This window comes from Kangiella shandongensis (genome assembly GCF_020005365.1).
GTDB classification, from domain to species: domain Bacteria; phylum Pseudomonadota; class Gammaproteobacteria; order Enterobacterales; family Kangiellaceae; genus Kangiella; species Kangiella shandongensis.
This window is the reverse complement of the sequence record NZ_JACNML010000004.1, coordinates 239,180-255,653: the sequence shown is the minus strand read 5'-3', so window position 1 is coordinate 255,653 and position 16,474 is coordinate 239,180. Positions and strand designations below refer to the sequence as shown.

The 16,474-nt window shown below is 44.6% G+C and carries 22 protein-coding genes and 1 pseudogene; 13 read left to right on the top strand and 10 right to left on the bottom strand.

Annotated features, from left to right (window positions below; translation table 11 throughout):
- Window positions 1–30: 30 nt before the first annotated feature.
- The 9 genes from ybgF to H7708_RS06315 form a co-directional block, all read right to left on the bottom strand.
- Window positions 31–780: a tol-pal system protein YbgF gene (ybgF, locus tag H7708_RS06355; protein ID WP_223669638.1), complete on the bottom strand. Its 750-nt coding sequence runs from the start codon at window positions 778–780 to the stop codon at window positions 31–33.
- On the bottom strand, window positions 780–1,298 hold the full coding sequence (locus H7708_RS06350) for an OmpA family protein (RefSeq protein ID WP_223669637.1): 519 nt from the start codon (window positions 1,296–1,298) through the stop codon (window positions 780–782). The genes ybgF and H7708_RS06350 overlap by 1 nt, the downstream gene beginning before the upstream one ends.
- 39 nt (window positions 1,299–1,337) lie before the next feature.
- Complete coding sequence (tolB, locus tag H7708_RS06345; RefSeq protein ID WP_223669636.1) at window positions 1,338–2,702, bottom strand: Tol-Pal system beta propeller repeat protein TolB; 1,365 nt, start codon at window positions 2,700–2,702, stop codon at window positions 1,338–1,340.
- A gap of 22 nt (window positions 2,703–2,724) precedes the next feature.
- Window positions 2,725–3,645: a cell envelope integrity protein TolA gene (gene tolA / locus H7708_RS06340; protein WP_235727533.1), complete on the bottom strand. Its 921-nt coding sequence runs from the start codon at window positions 3,643–3,645 to the stop codon at window positions 2,725–2,727.
- Between the two features lie 24 nt (window positions 3,646–3,669).
- Window positions 3,670–4,110: a protein TolR gene (tolR, locus tag H7708_RS06335; protein ID WP_223669634.1), complete on the bottom strand. Its 441-nt coding sequence runs from the start codon at window positions 4,108–4,110 to the stop codon at window positions 3,670–3,672.
- 14 nt (window positions 4,111–4,124) lie between these two features.
- Window positions 4,125–4,787 carry a protein TolQ gene (gene tolQ / locus H7708_RS06330; protein ID WP_223669688.1) on the bottom strand — a complete coding sequence of 221 codons (663 nt, stop codon included), beginning with the start codon at window positions 4,785–4,787 and terminating at the stop codon, window positions 4,125–4,127.
- Between the two features lies 1 nt (window position 4,788).
- Entirely contained in the window at window positions 4,789–5,250 is a 462-nt protein-coding gene (gene ybgC, locus H7708_RS06325; protein WP_223669633.1) for a tol-pal system-associated acyl-CoA thioesterase, read from the bottom strand.
- 182 nt (window positions 5,251–5,432) lie between these two features.
- Window positions 5,433–6,455 (bottom strand): Holliday junction branch migration DNA helicase RuvB, encoded by a 1,023-nt coding sequence (ruvB, locus tag H7708_RS06320; protein ID WP_223669632.1) that lies wholly within the window; start codon window positions 6,453–6,455, stop codon window positions 5,433–5,435.
- Window positions 6,456–6,825: 370 nt separating this feature from the next.
- On the bottom strand, window positions 6,826–8,748 hold the full coding sequence (locus H7708_RS06315) for an ATP-binding cassette domain-containing protein (protein WP_223669631.1): 1,923 nt from the start codon (window positions 8,746–8,748) through the stop codon (window positions 6,826–6,828).
- A gap of 170 nt (window positions 8,749–8,918) precedes the next feature.
- Between H7708_RS06315 and H7708_RS06310 the strand changes: the two genes are divergently transcribed.
- Together H7708_RS06310 and H7708_RS06305 are read left to right on the top strand one after the other, a co-directional pair.
- Window positions 8,919–9,920, top strand: a complete 1,002-nt coding sequence (locus H7708_RS06310; protein ID WP_223669630.1) for a cupredoxin domain-containing protein — start codon at window positions 8,919–8,921, stop codon at window positions 9,918–9,920.
- A gap of 130 nt (window positions 9,921–10,050) precedes the next feature.
- Window positions 10,051–10,359 (top strand): hypothetical protein, encoded by a 309-nt coding sequence (locus tag H7708_RS06305; protein WP_223669629.1) that lies wholly within the window; start codon window positions 10,051–10,053, stop codon window positions 10,357–10,359.
- 21 nt (window positions 10,360–10,380) lie between these two features.
- Here the strand turns inward: H7708_RS06305 and H7708_RS06300 are convergent, their stop codons facing one another.
- Window positions 10,381–10,791: a hypothetical protein gene (locus H7708_RS06300; protein ID WP_223669628.1), complete on the bottom strand. Its 411-nt coding sequence runs from the start codon at window positions 10,789–10,791 to the stop codon at window positions 10,381–10,383.
- Window positions 10,792–11,164: 373 nt separating this feature from the next.
- On the opposite strand from H7708_RS06300, the gene H7708_RS06295 reads away from it, so the two are divergent.
- The 11 genes and pseudogenes from H7708_RS06295 to H7708_RS06250 all read left to right on the top strand — a co-directional run bounded on the left by H7708_RS06295 (window position 11,165) and on the right by H7708_RS06250 (window position 16,454).
- Window positions 11,165–11,665, top strand: a complete 501-nt coding sequence (locus H7708_RS06295) for a VF530 family protein (protein ID WP_223669627.1) — start codon at window positions 11,165–11,167, stop codon at window positions 11,663–11,665.
- A 44-nt stretch (window positions 11,666–11,709) separates the two neighbouring features.
- On the top strand, window positions 11,710–12,102 hold the full coding sequence (locus tag H7708_RS06290; RefSeq protein WP_223669626.1) for a hypothetical protein: 393 nt from the start codon (window positions 11,710–11,712) through the stop codon (window positions 12,100–12,102).
- Between the two features lie 96 nt (window positions 12,103–12,198).
- A complete protein-coding gene (locus tag H7708_RS06285) occupies window positions 12,199–12,576 on the top strand; it encodes a cupin domain-containing protein (RefSeq protein WP_223669625.1) in 378 nt (125 codons plus the stop codon).
- Between the two features lie 99 nt (window positions 12,577–12,675).
- Window positions 12,676–13,308, top strand: coding sequence for a Vat family streptogramin A O-acetyltransferase (locus H7708_RS06280; protein ID WP_223669624.1), 633 nt, complete (start codon window positions 12,676–12,678; stop codon window positions 13,306–13,308).
- Between the two features lie 31 nt (window positions 13,309–13,339).
- A complete protein-coding gene (locus H7708_RS06275; protein ID WP_223669623.1) occupies window positions 13,340–13,600 on the top strand; it encodes an acyl carrier protein in 261 nt (86 codons plus the stop codon).
- Window positions 13,601–13,624: 24 nt separating this feature from the next.
- Entirely contained in the window at window positions 13,625–13,924 is a 300-nt protein-coding gene (locus H7708_RS06270) for a hypothetical protein (RefSeq protein ID WP_223669622.1), read from the top strand.
- 74 nt (window positions 13,925–13,998) lie between these two features.
- The gene (locus H7708_RS06265) at window positions 13,999–14,241 is read left to right on the top strand and encodes an RNA recognition motif domain-containing protein (protein ID WP_223669621.1); all 243 of its coding nucleotides are present in this window, start codon (window positions 13,999–14,001) and stop codon (window positions 14,239–14,241) included.
- 120 nt (window positions 14,242–14,361) lie between these two features.
- On the top strand, window positions 14,362–14,940 hold the full coding sequence (locus tag H7708_RS06260; RefSeq protein WP_223669620.1) for a GNAT family N-acetyltransferase: 579 nt from the start codon (window positions 14,362–14,364) through the stop codon (window positions 14,938–14,940).
- A 257-nt stretch (window positions 14,941–15,197) separates the two neighbouring features.
- A pseudogene (locus tag H7708_RS13535) lies at window positions 15,198–15,338 on the top strand (tetratricopeptide repeat protein); the annotation flags it as partial.
- A 71-nt stretch (window positions 15,339–15,409) separates the two neighbouring features.
- Entirely contained in the window at window positions 15,410–16,012 is a 603-nt protein-coding gene (locus H7708_RS06255) for a YdeI/OmpD-associated family protein (protein WP_223669619.1), read from the top strand.
- 52 nt (window positions 16,013–16,064) lie between these two features.
- Window positions 16,065–16,454, top strand: a complete 390-nt coding sequence (locus H7708_RS06250) for a VOC family protein (protein ID WP_223669618.1) — start codon at window positions 16,065–16,067, stop codon at window positions 16,452–16,454.
- Window positions 16,455–16,474: the final 20 nt, after the last annotated feature.

Genomic DNA, 16,474 nt, shown 5'->3' with positions numbered 1-16,474 from the left:
AGCTTTTCGTGTTTTTTTAAGCGCTATCGCTTACAGCGAGCCAAGCTTTACTTTTGCCAGCTTGCCGGCTGTGGTATTAGGAAAAGCCTTAGCCAAGCTTTGATAAGTCTTCTTAGCAGCGGCCTTATCACCGCGAATTTCGTGTGTCTGAGCTAGCTTCAGCATCGCTTTATCTTTAATGCTGGTCTCGGGAAACTGCGCATAAACCGCCTCAAACTCAAATGCCGCTTTATCGTATTCTTTATCATTAAAATGTAATTGACCAAGAATATAGTGAGCATTCGATGCTAACGGATGTTTAGGATAATCTTTGACAAAACCTTTGAACGAGCTTTTAGCAAAGGCATACTTCTTGTCACTGAACTGTGAAAATGCCTTGTTGTAAGCAATTTGCTCTTCGCTCAGGTTTTCGTCAGATGAGGACTGAGAAGCACCGCTTTGCGCAGAGTCTTCTGCGCCTTCAAGCCCTGTCATCGACATGCCGCCCTGAGTCGCTTCCGTCAGTCGGCGATCAAGATCGGTATATAATTCTTTTTGCTGACGTTGCAGCTTCTTTATCTGATAGCCCTGCTCTTCGGTTTTACCACGAAGATAGCTAACCTCTTTCTGCAGCTGCATAACTTGGCGCATTAATTCGCCAACCAGCTGATTTTGTTGACTGGTCTCTTGCTGTCTTACCGCATCAACTGCTTTGCCATCGACCACTGGCGCCGCAGCATTACTCACAGCAGATGCTGTGAGTAATGAAAACGCGATTGTTTTAAATAATCTATAATTCATTATTGATATTTAATTTTTACGCGACGGTTTTCTTGCCATGCTTGCTCAGTGTGTCCTGGGTTAGCCGGCGACTCTTCACCAAAGCTGATCACTTCAATTTGACTGTCAGCAACACCATAAGTTCTCATTAATTGAGCAACTGATTTACCACGACGCTCACCTAGAGCCAAGTTGTACTCAGGAGTACCACGCTCGTCGGCATGACCTTCCAATACAACTTTCTTACCAGTCGCTTGGATGTGTTTCGCGTGAACTTCGATTAACTCCATATCACCACCACGGATAGCATCGCTATCGAAGTCGAAGTAAATCGTAGTATTTTCCAACAATGCAGCGATACGTTGTCTTTCTGCTTCTTCAGCCGCACGTTGACGTGCTAATGCTTCAGCTTCTGCATCAGAAGTATCATCTTGTTGAACGGTTGTGTCAGTAGTATCTTCTGCTGGCTCAGTTGTGCTACAGGCAGCTAATGTTGCAGCTGCAAACAAAGCCAATAGTAATTGTACCGAACGTTTCATTGTCATCCTCCAGGATTGTTATTTCACTGTTTTTTAAGTTTACAAAATAAATGGCGACCAGGCCGGCGCTTTAACCTCACCAACATTCGCTGGCAGTCTTGCTTTAAAGCGTCCATCCATTGATACCGCACTTAAAACTTTTTGCCGCCCGTCGACAGTAGAGAAAATAATCATGCTACTGTTAGGAGCGACTGACAACGATTCATCTAGACTCGTCTTAGTTAAGACAGTCAGGTTCCCCGTCTCGATGTCTTGTGCGGCCACATGGAAATTACCATTGTTCTGGTGAACCATCACAATAGTCTTTCCGTCCGGCGCAAACTCAGCCCCGGCATTATACCGTCCTTCGAAGGTTACCCTTTCTGCATCACCTCCTGCAAGCGAAACTCTATAAATTTGCGGTTTTCCTCCTCGATCTGAGGTGAATATCAAACTTTTGCCATCTGGATGCCACGAAGGTTCGGTATCAATCGAGTAATGTCTCGTCAATCTTTTCAGCCTTTTTGATGCTAAATCCATCACATACAGCTCTGGATTACCGTCTTTTGACAATACCATAGCCATTTTAGTGCCATCGGGCGACCAGGCCGGAGCACTGTTAAAGCCTTTGTAGCTGGCGACTAACTCACGCTCGCCTGTGGCAATCGTCTGAATATATATTTCCGACTTGCCATTCTCAAAGCTGACATAGGCCAACTGGTTTGCATCAGGAGACCAGGTTGGCGACATAATCGGCTTAGGCGAAGAGAAGACTAACGTCTGGTTAAAGCCATCGCTATCGGCGATATTCAACTGATAAGGCTTCGCTGCCAATCGATCGACCTGAACATAGGCAACCTGCGTCGCAAAAGCCCCTCGTTCGCCTGTCAACGCCTCATAAATCTCATCTGCCGCGATATGAGCACCCCAGCGGAAATTATCATTATTGATCAGCTTGGTCTTCAGCACCATCAGATGAAACGCCTGATCAACCAACGGATAACTTCCCGAAGGAATTTCTGACTCCATAACGGCTTTATCGTTATAAGGATCGATCAAGTCGTAAGAAACCATATACTTTCCCGGCGCCGTCTCTTTAACCGTGCCATACACGACTCCATCGACACCCAGTTCTTTCCAGGCATCCACATCCACTTCAGTAATGCTGGTTGGTGCCTGAGGCAGTTCCGACAACTCCTTAACCTTAAACTTACCGCTACGCTCCAGATCATCGGCAATGATCTTGGAAAAATCATGCGGCGGTTTCACCTGAACCTCAGACGAACTCTCAAATTTGAACGGTACCACCGCCACAGGTCGAGCATCATCCCGACCCTCGGTAATATAAATCTGGATTTCGGCGTGTGCCGCAAAGGCCGCCAAGCCCAACCACAATACCATCAATGTTTTACAAATTTGTTTCATAGAGTTATCACTCACTGTTGTTTTAATCTTTCAAAGTTGGATCAAACGTAAACCTTATACTGCGCAATTCTTTTATCACTTCGGGATTTTCCGAGTACGGTAAAGGCGCTGCCCGATTAATGGCCGAAATACCGGTCTGGCAGTAAGCCTCATCACCACCGACCACGATAGTATCTAATACCACGCCTCCCGGAGCTGTCTTAATGGTAATGGTGCAGCTGCCCGGCGTCGATGGCATATTCCATAAACGCGCCAGTTTGTCACGAATTCGAACTTTCAGCTCTTCCAGCTCCGTTAACGCCTGCGCTTTTTTCACATCACCTTCCATCGCATCATAGAATTCAGACTCCTGCGCCTCCAATTCTTTCTGTAAACGTTCAAGCTCTTCCTGACGTTTACGCTCTTCTTCCTCTTTGCGCTTACGCTCCGCTTCGGCTTTTTTGCGCTTCTCTTCCGCTAATTTTTTCTTGCGAGCCTCTTCCTCTTTACGTTTCCGCTCCGCTTCGGCTTTTTTGCGCTTCTCTTCTTCGAGACGCTTTCTCTCCGCCTCTTCTTTTTTCTTACGCTCTTCTTCCTTTTTCTTTTCCAGCGCAAGCTTCTTCTTACGCTCAAGCTCAGCCTGCTCTTTAGCTTTACGCTCTGCTTCGGCTTTTTCTCTGGCCTTCTGTTCAGCCAGCTCTTTCTCACGCTGGAGCTTTTTCAGGCGTTCCTGTTCTTTACGCTGCTTCTCCAGACGCTCCTGCTCCAGTTTTGCTTTATCCACCTTTGGCGGTGGCGGATTGTTTTTTGGCGCCTGCGCTATTCTTGCCTGAATCGGTGCGTCCACGTATTTATGCTCAGGAATATTGGGCTGCCAGATAAACTTCCATATCAGCACCATGATCAGCGCTAAATGCAGCACAATCGAAATAACAATGGGCAGAATGTTCTTTTTATTCGACAAAATGGTCACCTAGCAAAACAGTACCTAATTGGGTTGTTGCGTCATCAAACCGACGTTTTCTATCCCTGCAACCTGCCTTAATTGGTCCATCAATTCTACCACCTCACCATAAGGCACAGACTTATCACCATTGATCAAAATCGGCGCATTAGGTGTTTTATCCAATTCAAGCAATACCTTATCAAGTAACTCTTCACGACTCAGTGCTTCAGGACGGCCTTCGGCAGAACTGCCAATCTCCAGGTAATGCTGACCATGCGAATCAATCGACACAATAAAAGGTGTCGTTTCATCAGGCGACATTGGCTCGGCTTCCGCCGTGGGCAGGTCCACTTGAATACCCGCCGTAATCAATGGCGCCGTAATCATAAAAATGACCAGCAGCACCAGCATGACGTCAATGTAAGGAACCACATTGATTTCAGCGTTTAAGCGGCGTCTTTCTCTACGTACCAGTTGTGGCATAGCAATACCCTATCTTAACTGTGCGCTTTACGATGTAAAATTCCTGAAAATTCTTCAAGGAAGTTTTCGTATTGCGTTTCGATGCGCTGTAAGCGGTTAGTAAAGCGGTTATAGGCGATAACCGCCGGAATTGCTGCGAATAAGCCCATCGCCGTCGCAATCAAAGCTTCGGCAATACCTGGCGCGACCATCGCTAACGTCGCCTGCTTAACGCTACCAAGCGCAATAAAGGAGTTCATAATACCCCACACGGTACCAAACAGACCGATATAAGGGGTGACCGAGCCCACTGTGGCTAAGAATGACAGGTTTTGCTCGAGCTTTTCGACTTCACGGCTGTGCGCCACTCGCATCGCACGATGCGTACCATCCATCACTGCCTCGGGGTTGACGCCTTTTTGCTGACGCAAACGCATAAACTCGCGATAACCGGCGATAAACAGGGCTTCAAGACCACGCGCCACCTTATTACCGGCGGTTAACTCAGACGACAACTGGCTTAAGTCAACACCAGACCAGAAGCGGTCTTCAAACTTTTTGCTCTTACGTGCTGCCGTGTTGAGAACACCGGAACGCTGGAAAATCAATGCCCAGGACATCACAGAAATTAACAGCAATAACACCATGATTGCTTGTACTAAAAAACTGGCCTCTAAAAACAGACCAGCAATTGACATGTCATTCGCACCATTCACGTGCAATCTCCTCTTGTAAATACTTAGGCATAGGCGCAGGGATCATGGTAGTCATATCTACACAAGCCACTCGAATTATTGCCTTATTCACTAATTCTTCATTCTCAGTCGCCGAATCATCGGCAACCACCTTAACCACTTCCTGCTCAAAGATAACGCTCGCCTTTCTAACCGAGACGATACGAGTTTTGACCAGGAGCTTATCGTTAAACCGAGCAGGTTTCAGGTATTTTGCATCGACATGGGCCACAGCGAACGCTAAACCTTTATCGATCAAAACGTCCTGTTCCCACCCTAGGGAGCGCAACCATTCGGTTCGCCCTCGTTCGTAAAACTTCAAGTAATTCGCGTAATAAACCACGCCAGCCACATCGGTATCTTCGTAATAGACCCTAACTGGCCAAATAAATTCACGCTTATTCTTTAGCGCTTGTTGCTCTGTCATCGAATCACCACTATTGCGTGGAAAAATTTTGTTAATCGAGGCATTGGGGACGCTGTTTAGTCATCTAAACGAGTGACCCACAACAAAGAGTAACGAAATTTTAGCCGCAATCCTGTTATTATAACGTCTCACTCTATAAATAGTGTTAAAACTATCTCGAAAAAATTATTCTTATTGATCATTTATTCATTGAACAAATCGCCTGAGGAAGGAATGATCCCGAAATGTTCATACGCCAGCTTAGTCGCAATACGGCCACGCGGCGTACGCTGAATAAAGCCCTGCTGGATTAAAAATGGCTCCAGCACATCATCAATGGTATCGCGCTCTTCACCAATCGCTGCCGCCAAGGTATCCAGCCCAACCGGCCCACCACCGAACTTCTCGATAATAGTCAGTAATAACTTACGATCCATGGTATCGAAGCCTTTGGCGTCGACATCCAGCATATCTAACGCCCGATCAGCCACTTTATCGGTGATTAAGCCATCCGACTTAATCTCGGCATAGTCTCGAACCCGACGTAACAAACGGTTTGCAATCCGCGGCGTACCACGAGACCTTCGGGCGACTTCAAGCGCGCCTGACTCTTCCAAACGAAGCCCCAGAATCTGCGCCGAGCGCATGACGATACCCGTCAGATCTTTAATATTGTAGAACTCAAGGCGCTGCACGATTCCAAAGCGGTCACGCAGTGGCGAGGTCAAGAGTCCGGCACGGGTTGTCGCACCGACTAAGGTAAAGGGTGGAAGTTCAACCTTGATTGAACGAGCTGCAGGACCTTCACCGATCATAATATCCAGCTGATAATCCTCCATCGCCGGATACAGTACCTCCTCAACTTGAGGGCTTAAGCGATGGATTTCGTCGATAAACAAGACATCATTAGCTTCGAGATTGGTCAGCATCGCCGCTAAGTCACCGGCTTTTTCCAGCACGGGACCCGAGGTATGCTTAATACCAACGTTCATTTCATTAGCGATAATATTAGACAGGGTCGTCTTACCCAGGCCAGGAGGACCAAAAATCAAAACATGATCCAACGCTTCTTTGCGCATTTTAGCGGCTTGCAGAAAGATCTCCATCTGCTCACGAACTTTCTCCTGCCCCACATAGTCATCTAACGTGGTCGGGCGAATAGCACGATCAAACTGATCTTCGTCAGTCGTTTCGGTTGGATTTATTAATCGGTCATGCTCAATCATGGGCTACAAAGTGCCTATAGCACTAAATCTTATAATGCGGTTAAGTCTACCAAGGGTTATGCGGATATGGAACCACGAGTTATGCATTTCCACATTTGAACAGAATCCGCCTTTTTCCAGCCAATTTAAGGGGTTAGGAGAGATTAAATCGTCATTTAGCCATGTCATCCTGAACAATGCTCAAAACTTAAGGCACTGGATCCCGCGGTCGAGCCGCGGGATGACGCATCTAATTTAGATTTGAGTATTTTGACTTAAGCTATCGTGGGAAATAGGTAGGTGTTAATTAATAATAAGCTTTAGCAGTTATTTGACGACTAACTGTCATCCCGCGGCTCGACCGCGGGATCCAGAGTCTTTCTAAAGAAACCTAACCAGCCTCTTCCAGCTCTTCGTGCAGCATCAACCAATCTTCTTCCAGAGCCTCCAGACGCTGATTAACTTCGCCATACTCGGCGCTCAGTTCAGCCAGCTTGTCCTTGTTCGATTCTTCATACAGGCTCTGATCGGCCATCAGCTCATCCAGCTCCGCCTTGCGCTTCTGCTGTTTATCCAGCTCCAGCTCGACCTTTTTCAACTTATTCTTCAGCGGCTGCAAAGCCTTACGCTTCTCGGCGTCAATTCGACGCTGTTCTTTACGCGACACTTCCGGCTGGCCAGCAGAGGACGACTCAGACTCGCTACCCGAGTTATTAGAACGACGCTCCATCGATGACTGTTCCAGAGACCACTTGGCGTAATCATCCAGGTCACCATCGAATGGCTTAACCTTACCACCAGCTACCAGATGCAGTTCATCAGTGACCATACGCAGCATATGCTTATCGTGCGACACCAGCACCACTGCCCCTTCGAAACCCTGCAAAGCCACGGTCATGGCATGACGCATTTCCAGATCCAGGTGGTTGGTCGGCTCATCCAGCAGCAGCAGGTTGGGCTTTGAATAAACCAGTAACGCTAATACCAGACGGGCTTTCTCGCCACCCGAAAACGGTGATACCGGCTCCAGAGCCTTATCGCCATGAAAATCAAAGCCGCCTAAGAAATTACGTAGCTCTTGCTCGGTGGCATCGGGATATTCACGCTGAAAATGCTGAATCGGTGACATTTCTGGGTGTAACTGCTCGAGCTGATGCTGAGCGAAATAACCAATATGCAGATGCTTGGCTTCAACTCGCTCACCGCCCTGCAAGCCCAGCTCGCCCGCTAACACTTTAATCAAGGTCGATTTACCGGCGCCGTTTTTACCCAGCAGTCCAATCCGCGCGCCCGGTAACAAAGTAAAACCAACTTTGTTCAGAATCGTAACTGGGCCATTCTCGGTATCGTAGCCAGCGCTCACTTCTTTGAGCTGTAACAAAGGACTCGGCACATGCCCCAGTTCAGGGAAACTAAAATTAAACGGCGAATCGACATGCGCCGGAGAAATTTTCTCCATACGCTCCAACGCCTTAACCCGGCTCTGCGCCTGCTTGGCCTTACTCGCCTTGGCCTTAAAGCGATCGACATAAGACTGCATATGCGCAATCTCTTTCTGCTGTCGCTCAAAATTCGCCTGTTGTTGCGCCAGCTGCTCTGCACGCTGCACTTCAAAATCGGAATAGTTACCGCTATAAAGCTTAATATGCTGTTGCTCGATATGCGCCACGCGATTAATCACGCGATCGAGAAAATCCCTATCGTGTGAAATCAGTAAGACCGCGCCCTGATACGATTCCAGCCATTTCTCCAGCCACACCACCGCCTCGAAATCGAGGTGGTTGGTCGGCTCATCGAGTAATAACAGGTCGGAACGACACATCAGCGCCTGCGCCAGATTCAGACGCATACGCCAGCCGCCCGAGAAGCTGGAGACGGGCAGCTGCTCCTGCTCGGCAGTAAAACCCAGACCATGCATCAAGGCGCCCGCTCGCGCTCGCGCCGCATAGCCCTGAATCGAATCCAGCTGTTGATGCAGCTTACCGATGGCGTGTCCGTCTTCTTCCGCCTCAGCCTTCACCAAAGCCGCCTCAATCTCACACAGCTCGACATCGCCCTGAATCACATACTCCAGCGCCGAGTCTTCCACCGCCGGCGTTTCCTGACGCACGCTCGAAATCGTCACGTTCCCCGCCATCGAGAAATTGCCCGAGTCCTCCTCAAGCTCCCCACGGATCAAAGCGAACAACGACGACTTACCGGTACCATTAGCCCCGGTGACACCAACCTTATCTTTCGGGTTAATGATAAAACTCGCGTCTTCAAATAAAACTTTTTTACCACGGCGAAGCGCCATGTTCTCGAAAAACAGCATGGAATGTGTGATTAATAGAAGTTGCAGACATTATAAAGGTTAGTCATAGCAGTACAATCGGATTGTGAAAATAGCATGGTTCCCATTGCAAAAAAGCATTTCACCAACCTGTAAGATTTTGATAGCATTCGTGACTCAAAACCGTATCAGAAAATACTAAGGATTAGTAAATGAAATATATATTATTAATAATAACTATCGTCTTCAGCATTACATCTACCGCATCAGAATCTTTTAGAATTTTTATCTCTCCATCAGGTAGTGACCAAAACGAAGGATTCACCTATTTTCAACCAATAAAAACTCTCAAGCGTGCTCAAGAAGTTCTTAAATCATATAACCCAAACGAGCCGATTGAAATACATATTGACCCTGGCACATACTACTTCCAATCTGTTACTTGGGATTATTCAAATGGACACTCAATCACTTTTACTCCAACCTCATTTATTAAAGAAAGACCAGTTTTTGACGGAGGAGGATTAGACACCTGGTTTAAACTCAGAAAGAGTGGTGGCACAGCAAGCAAACTAAAATTTAGATATATCAAAGTACAAAATTATAATACTGCTATGTCATTTAATGGAAATAGGAATTATGTAAGCAGCTGGAACTCAGCGAATGAATTATATGGCATGTACTTTTATAGAATTGGGGGAAAATATAGTAACTCTGAATATTCTACTGCTGCCGTAAGATTCGTAAACTCTAGAAATAACTCTATAGTCAATTCTCATTTCGTGGATATATTAAACACCCCTGAATGGAGTTCTGCTATCCATGCAGTTTATATCGCGCACCACTCTTCAAATAATGAGGTTTTAAGAAACCGCTTCTTAAATATAAATGGTGACCCAATAAAAGTTAGAGATGAATCAAATTACAACTATATCGCAGACAATAGGTTTTATTCATCAGGAAAAGAAGCTTTCTACCAAGCCTGGTACTGTAATGCAGATGAAAGAGGTTGGAATCTTGATGGCAATAACGATGGTGGCTGCACATTAGAATCTGGCGAGTGCCCTTCCATAGGAAACGAATTCAGAAATAACGATTTATATGGTGGCTACAGTGGTGCTATTAATGTTTTTAGTGTAAGAGAAGATAATAACTATTGTGGCTCCCTTTCTGCTCCTAGGTTAAGAACATCTGGAAACGTAAAATACTATTAAAATCAGCTCAGGGTGCGTCGAAACGCACCCTGCTTTTACTGCATTTCCTTTAACACACTGACTTTGCTAGTATCACTTTAACAAACAAGGGATTAATGTCCGATAATATAATGTTATGCATAAGGTGGAAATGGAGCGACTGAAAGAAACCAATCAATCCCTAGGGCAGAAAATAGACCTCATCGTCAAATTGTTTTTTCTGGCTTGGGCCTTTGGGATACTCGGCTGGTGCCTGGCGCGTAGCCTCGATAAATCTGAGTGGCTAATTGCACATTCTCATGTCCTGGAAGAACACTTGGAGCTCTATGTTTTAATCATGTTTCAGGTTGTTCCTGTTACCTTCGCCATTCTAGGGGCATTTGCTCTTCGTAAGTCTACTCCTGCAAGGGCAGCTTTATTTTTCATTGCTTCAGTAGGATTATTTATTTGGTTGGGGTAAAGCTTGCTCCAACCCCACTATTTAATTATTTATGTAATCAATTGACACATAAAAATCATCCAGGCTGTTACTGGGGTAGATTACCGTAATGGCTTTATTGCTAGCGGAGTCATCACTTAAGGTATAGCTCCTGGCTTGGTTTTCTTCGTCCTTGATATTCATCAGCGTTGCAACGCCAGTATTGGTCAGGGTAAACCCTGATTTCTCGATCAACTTGTCGATTAATTGCTTTTCCGTAAACAACACATTACCTGATTTCCTAGCTTTAGTATCAACCACACAGGTTCTATTCTCATACGTCGAAACCCCGACATTAAGACCATTAATATCGGCTACTAAAACTTCTGGGTAGTCTTTGTCTGGCTTCCACTGTGATTTATCAAGCTTGTCAAAAACATCTTTCCCGCCTTTATTCTCATAGCAGTACTCCATAAATACATCCACAAACGTGGTTAGATAACGGTCGTTGTTTGTTTCTTGACTCTCACTTTGTTCAGAGGAATCACTACAAGCGGTCAACGGTAATATTAAAAAAATAATAACACGCAAAAACATAATACGGTTTATCCTGTTGTTAACAAACTGAATGCTTACCTACACACTGTTTAATGAAGCGATAATACAAGATTTGTCTGATTAACGACAATAAGCGTTAAACAAGCGTAGCTGGGATGATAAATGAAACAGCTCTTTCATGACAGGTTCATGATGTATTCTTCCCGAGTTCATTAACTTCTAATGTGCTAATCAGTCCTATCCCAGTTATAATGGTACGAAATCGCTTCCTCTTCTGCTGGAAATTTGTATGTCTGATGAAATAAATTATAAGAATAACCCTTTGAATGGCGTCGGTTTAAAAGCCTTAGTCACTGAATTAGTTGAACATTACGGTTTTGAGATTCTTCACGCTTATTTGAATCTTAATTGCTTTAAGACCAACCCCAGCATTGCTTCCAGTATCAAGTTTCTTAAGAAAACGGATTGGGCGCGAGAGAAAGTCGAGGCTTTTTATATGTACCAGTATAAGAGTTTACCGCCCGTCTCTTCCGAAGAGTTTCATATTCCCCCCAGAGATCGGATAGTACCGGACGATCAAAAGCCGGGTGAACCAGCCGAGTTAAGCCTGGAAGACGCTGAAAAACAGCGTGAGAAGCGAGAAAAGAAAGCGACTGAATACAGTAAAGGTGGCGGAGCCCGTCATAACAAAGGTAAAAACACTCGTGGTCAACACCACCAAGACTCTAGCAAGGGTCCAACGAAGAGTAACGACCCTTGGGCGCGATGGAGAAATAAATCAGAGGATTGAAATTACGTCGGTTGGAGTGAATAATTAATCCATCAGGGACAGAAATGAAAAAAATAGCTACCTCAACATTATTAACACTGCTCTTTATTTTTGTATTTTGCTTCTCGCTCGGTTTGGGTGCAAAAATAGGACACAGTCCTGCCGGACTGGATGGTGCATTAATGATTGCAACGTGGGGAGCAGGTATTGGACTGATAGCCTTTATAGCTTGGGGAGTCCCAGTCCACTTGTTTTTCATTTATAAAGGCATCAAAGGCTTTCACTGGTATTTTATTAGCGGCTTACTGCCAGGGTTTGTGATTATTTTTGTTTTCAACTTCTTTGGAAATGATTCAACCTTAGAAAAATTACTGCAATCAGTATCCCTTGGGCTAATTGGCTCGATAACGGCTACTGTATTCTATATTTTTGTGAGAGAGAAAAATGCAAAGAAGTAAACCAAAATCGAGCTAGAGAACACTAATTTTTTCCAGGTCTGGTATTCTTATAGTTAGGCTACTCATTAAACACAGCCAGCAGTGAGGTAATCAACTATGACGTATTTTCAGAATTTGGAGCAAATCGTCGCGTCCCTCGAGACTGATGAATCTACCCGAAACGATCCCATTAAGAGAACGTTTGTTTTCGATGGCGAGCACCTGACGGCTAATGTTGGTATTATTGCTGATAGCGGCAATGCACTTCATATTCAAAAAAACCATGATGAATTACTGGTCATTATTGAAGGCAACGTGGAGTTTAAGGTCGGCGATGAAACGAAGAGCGTAAAAAAAGGAGATCTTATATTCATCCCCAAGGATACACTCCACGGTCCCATCCTGAAGGAAGGGCAAAGTTTCGCCGCGCTTTCAGTTTTTGCTCCTCACTTTGATCGAATGAAGAATAACATTCAATGGGATAAAGATTCTTAAACACCGACTTAATGTATAGGTACGCCAATAAGGGGTTAGCACACCTATAATCGATATTTACTTGAATAGAAGACTAAGATTTATAAAAAGGAGCATGCATTGTTTGGTCCAAACCCAGATAACAAAGAGCCGATGAAGGGATTTCCCCAAGTCGGCTATTTAAAGAACTTTATAACACGCGAAAATATCATTGCTGGTGACTATACTTACTATGATGATCCCGATGGTCCGGAGCGCTTTGAAGAGAATGTGCTTTATCACTTCCCGTTTATTGGCGATAAACTCATAATCGGTAAATTCTGTGCCATTGCTAAAGACGTAACCTTCATCATGAATGGTGCCAACCATAAGATGTCTGGTTTCTCGACCTACCCTTTCCAGATTTTTGGTAACGGTTGGGAGAAAGTGATGCCCGAGGAAGGCGAGTTGCCTTTTAAAGGCGATACCGAAATCGGTAATGATGTATGGATTGGCTATGACGCAACCATTATGCCCGGCGTTAAGATTGGCGATGGCGCAATCATCGCCAGTAAGTCGGTAGTCACTACCGATGTTCCGGCTTACAGTATTTATGGTGGTAATCCAGCAGTTCACATTAAAGATCGATTTGAGCCATCAGTCGTTGACGACTTGCTGCAAATAGCTTGGTGGGACTGGTCACCAGAAAAGATTACCAAAAACTTGGAAGCTATTGTTGGGAGCGATCTCGTTGCGCTTAAAAAAGTGAAATAATGCTAAGAAACTTACTTAAAAGGTTAAGTAAATGGGGCTAGATACAGTAGAGTTCATTCTGGATATTGAAGCAGAATATAGAATCTCGATTCCTGATAGTGATGCAGAGGGTCTTGGTATTTTAGAAGAATTAGCCAAATACATAGCTAATAAAACAAATAAGGCTCAGTATAAGGATAAACCTGATGCTGTAATGGAGACCTTGGTAACTTTATTATCAACGCGCTATGAAATCCCTATTGAGCAAATAAAACCTAACTCACACCTGATACGGAACTTAGGTCTAGACTAAAAATTTAAATTAAACAAAATTTTTATGGCATATTATCAAGTACTCATTCACGGGGCCGACTTCATACTCAATTTAGATGGTAAAAGTAATGAGAAAGGTGGGTTTTATACCACTAAAATAGTAAGAGCAGATAACCATGAAGAAGCAGAGTCAAAAGGCATTGAGCTAATACGGTCAGACAAAAATCTAAATGATGTTTCTGTACACCAGGAAGGAAACGAACCCAAACTGTCTGTAGAAGAGTTAGCCACTATTTCCTGGTCCCGGTACTTTAGGTACAAACCGGGCACTGGCTATGTATTCTATACTGGAGATGATGAGTAGATATCATATTAACCAGCTATCTACAGCGACTAGTGATATGATGTGGTAAATACTTTTAGAGAACATCCTTGCAAATGAAATTACTCGTTAGAAATCTAGCTCGCTCAACCACTGAAGATCAAGTCAAAGCGCTGTTTGAAGAATATGGTACGGTCCAATGGTGTAACTTGATCATGGACAAAGCCACTGGCGGCTCTAAAGGTTTTGGTTTTGTCGAGATGCCAAAGCCCGGTGAAGCCAAAGCAGCAGTTAAGAACCTGAATGCTCGTGAAGTTGATGGTAATAAGATCCGCGTTAAAAAAGCGGAAAGTAAGTGACTATCCACCTCCGGGGATAAGAAAATCAAAAAACAATAATCATTAATAATATTGTCGCTGCTACCTTAGGTTTTGAACTGTTAGTATCAATATCGCTTGTCCATATGTTACTCTAGAATCATGCAAATTGAGAATGCCTACCCCAAAGATGCTAGCGAACTGGCTTATTTAATTAACTTAGCAGGTGAAGGAATTCCTGAGTACTTATGGTCAGGAATGGCAGAAGGCGCCGAGCCCCCTCTCGAAATAGGCGCACAGCGAGCCGCTCGCGAAGAAGGGGGATTCAGTTATAAAAATGCCCGAGTTATCAGAGACAAATCCGGGCTACTGGGGATGATCATTTCTTACCAACTCGACGATCCTTATATTCTCGACGATATAGATGACTACCCTGAGATTGTTAAGCCACTAGTAAAGCTCGAGTCAAAAGCCCCCGGAAGCTGGTATATCAATGCAGTAGCAACAAAGGAAAATCACCGCGGGAAAGGCATCGCTAAGGCACTGCTAAGCGAGGCCGAATCAAAGGCGAAAGCTCAGGGTGTTAAACAAATGAGTCTGATTGTTGCTTCTGAAAATACAGTGGCAAGGAAACTGTATACTAAACTCGGCTACCAAACCACAACGTCACTTCCAGTCGTCGATTATCCCGGTGCAATTCATGGCGGTGACTGGGAACTCATGATAAAACAACTATCCTGACGTTCAGAAACTACTATCCCAATAAGCTTCCATAGAACAGGCCTTATATAATTGCCTACACCCCAAAAAATACTTTTAGTTTTTTGATAGGATCAATTTATTGGTTAATTATATTCGGGAAGTATATGAAAGCCTCATTACCTCTGCGAAACATTGCCTTGCTAATTCTCGGCAGTATTATCCTGAGTGGCTGTTTGGGCTATTATGATCGTCATCCCCATCCGAGATCAGGTCCTCATCCTAAACATTCACCACATATCCCTGAAGGTCATATGCCACCACCTGGTAAATGTCGCATCTGGTTTCCGGATAGACCTCCAGGTCATCAACCTCCTCCCGGAAATTGCTACGAATTAGAACATCAAGTTCCTCCGGAAGCGATACTGGCACATGGTTAACGGTTTTTGCTGTTAACCGAGGTAATCTATGATACAAAGATTACGGATTAACAAGCGACAAGGAGCCTTTCATGAGTCAAGACGTAAAAACCCGTACCAACCCTACCGTTGATGGTTTCTTTTATAAATCCAAGCAGTGGCAACAAGAACTCGAGCAACTAAGAGCAATCGCTTTAAGCTGCGAGTTAACCGAAGAACTAAAGTGGGCCAAACCCTGCTATACCCACAACGACAACAACATCATTATTCTGCAGGGCTTTAAAAACTTCTGTGCACTGTTATTTACCCAAGGCTCACTTTTAAAAGATCCTGAAGGCGTCTTAGAAAAGCCTGGTGAGAACACACAGGCCGCCCGTCGTATGACCTTTACCAGCCCCGAAGAAGTATCCAGCATGGAGCCAACGATTAAGGCATACATCGAAGAAGCTATCAAAGTTAATCAGTCAGGAGCAAAAGTCGACTTTAAAAAAGAACCGGGGCCAGTTCCTCAGGAGTTAGAACAAAAATTCCATGAAATGCCGGCTCTGAGGGACGCTTTTGAAGCCCTAACCCCCGGCCGTCAACGAAGTTATATCCTCCACTTATCTTCAGCCAAACAATCTCAGACACGTTTTTCAAGAATAGAAAAATGTATGCCGAAGATCTTCGAAGGTAAGGGGTTTAATGAACAGTAAAGTTCATGAACCATCCAGATGATGAAGTACGTTAAACAAGGAGTTCTGACCGATGCTAAAAATACACGTCACCAGTGTGCCGGTAGATGATCAGGATAAAGCCTTACGATTTTATACTCAGGTACTGGGCTTTATCAAAAAGACTGATATTCCGATGGGGGAGCATAGGTGGTTAACTGTTGTCTCACCTGATGAACAAAATGGAATTGAATTATTACTCGAACCAACAGCCTTCCCTCCATCGCAAACCTATCAGCAGGAACTAAAAGATGCTGGGATCCCCTGGACTTCATTTCAGGTAAATGACCTGCAAAGCGAGTATAAGCGCCTCGCCAAGTTAGATGTTGAATTCATTGCCGATCCTAAGGAAATAGGCACAGTTAAGCTCGCCACCTTTGATGATACCTGTGGTAACTATATCCAGCTGATTCAAATGTTGTAGTGCTGTATAGAGCCATTAAA

Excerpts from the sequence above, each read along its gene's own strand:
- ybgC (WP_223669633.1), bottom strand. The coding sequence starts at position 5,250 with ATGACAGAGCAACAAGCGCTAAAGAATAAGCGTGAATTTATTTGGCCA.
- H7708_RS06300 (WP_223669628.1), bottom strand. The coding sequence starts at position 10,791 with ATGGAGTACTGCTATGAGAATAAAGGCGGGAAAGATGTTTTTGACAAG.
- H7708_RS06260 (WP_223669620.1), top strand. The coding sequence starts at position 14,362 with ATGCAAATTGAGAATGCCTACCCCAAAGATGCTAGCGAACTGGCTTAT.
- tolR (WP_223669634.1), bottom strand. The coding sequence starts at position 4,110 with ATGCCACAACTGGTACGTAGAGAAAGACGCCGCTTAAACGCTGAAATC.
- H7708_RS06290 (WP_223669626.1), top strand. The coding sequence starts at position 11,710 with ATGAAAAAAATAGCTACCTCAACATTATTAACACTGCTCTTTATTTTT.
- H7708_RS06250 (WP_223669618.1), top strand. The coding sequence starts at position 16,065 with ATGCTAAAAATACACGTCACCAGTGTGCCGGTAGATGATCAGGATAAA.
- ruvB (WP_223669632.1), bottom strand. The coding sequence starts at position 6,455 with ATGATTGAGCATGACCGATTAATAAATCCAACCGAAACGACTGACGAA.
- H7708_RS06265 (WP_223669621.1), top strand. The coding sequence starts at position 13,999 with ATGAAATTACTCGTTAGAAATCTAGCTCGCTCAACCACTGAAGATCAA.
- H7708_RS06295 (WP_223669627.1), top strand. The coding sequence starts at position 11,165 with ATGTCTGATGAAATAAATTATAAGAATAACCCTTTGAATGGCGTCGGT.
- H7708_RS06255 (WP_223669619.1), top strand. The coding sequence starts at position 15,410 with ATGAGTCAAGACGTAAAAACCCGTACCAACCCTACCGTTGATGGTTTC.
- H7708_RS06350 (WP_223669637.1), bottom strand. The coding sequence starts at position 1,298 with ATGAAACGTTCGGTACAATTACTATTGGCTTTGTTTGCAGCTGCAACA.
- tolQ (WP_223669688.1), bottom strand. The coding sequence starts at position 4,787 with ATGTCAATTGCTGGTCTGTTTTTAGAGGCCAGTTTTTTAGTACAAGCA.
- H7708_RS06270 (WP_223669622.1), top strand. The coding sequence starts at position 13,625 with ATGGCATATTATCAAGTACTCATTCACGGGGCCGACTTCATACTCAAT.
- H7708_RS06310 (WP_223669630.1), top strand. The coding sequence starts at position 8,919 with ATGAAATATATATTATTAATAATAACTATCGTCTTCAGCATTACATCT.
- H7708_RS06305 (WP_223669629.1), top strand. The coding sequence starts at position 10,051 with ATGGAGCGACTGAAAGAAACCAATCAATCCCTAGGGCAGAAAATAGAC.
- H7708_RS06285 (WP_223669625.1), top strand. The coding sequence starts at position 12,199 with ATGACGTATTTTCAGAATTTGGAGCAAATCGTCGCGTCCCTCGAGACT.
- tolB (WP_223669636.1), bottom strand. The coding sequence starts at position 2,702 with ATGAAACAAATTTGTAAAACATTGATGGTATTGTGGTTGGGCTTGGCG.
- H7708_RS06315 (WP_223669631.1), bottom strand. The coding sequence starts at position 8,748 with ATGCTGTTTTTCGAGAACATGGCGCTTCGCCGTGGTAAAAAAGTTTTA.
- ybgF (WP_223669638.1), bottom strand. The coding sequence starts at position 780 with ATGAATTATAGATTATTTAAAACAATCGCGTTTTCATTACTCACAGCA.
- H7708_RS06275 (WP_223669623.1), top strand. The coding sequence starts at position 13,340 with ATGGGGCTAGATACAGTAGAGTTCATTCTGGATATTGAAGCAGAATAT.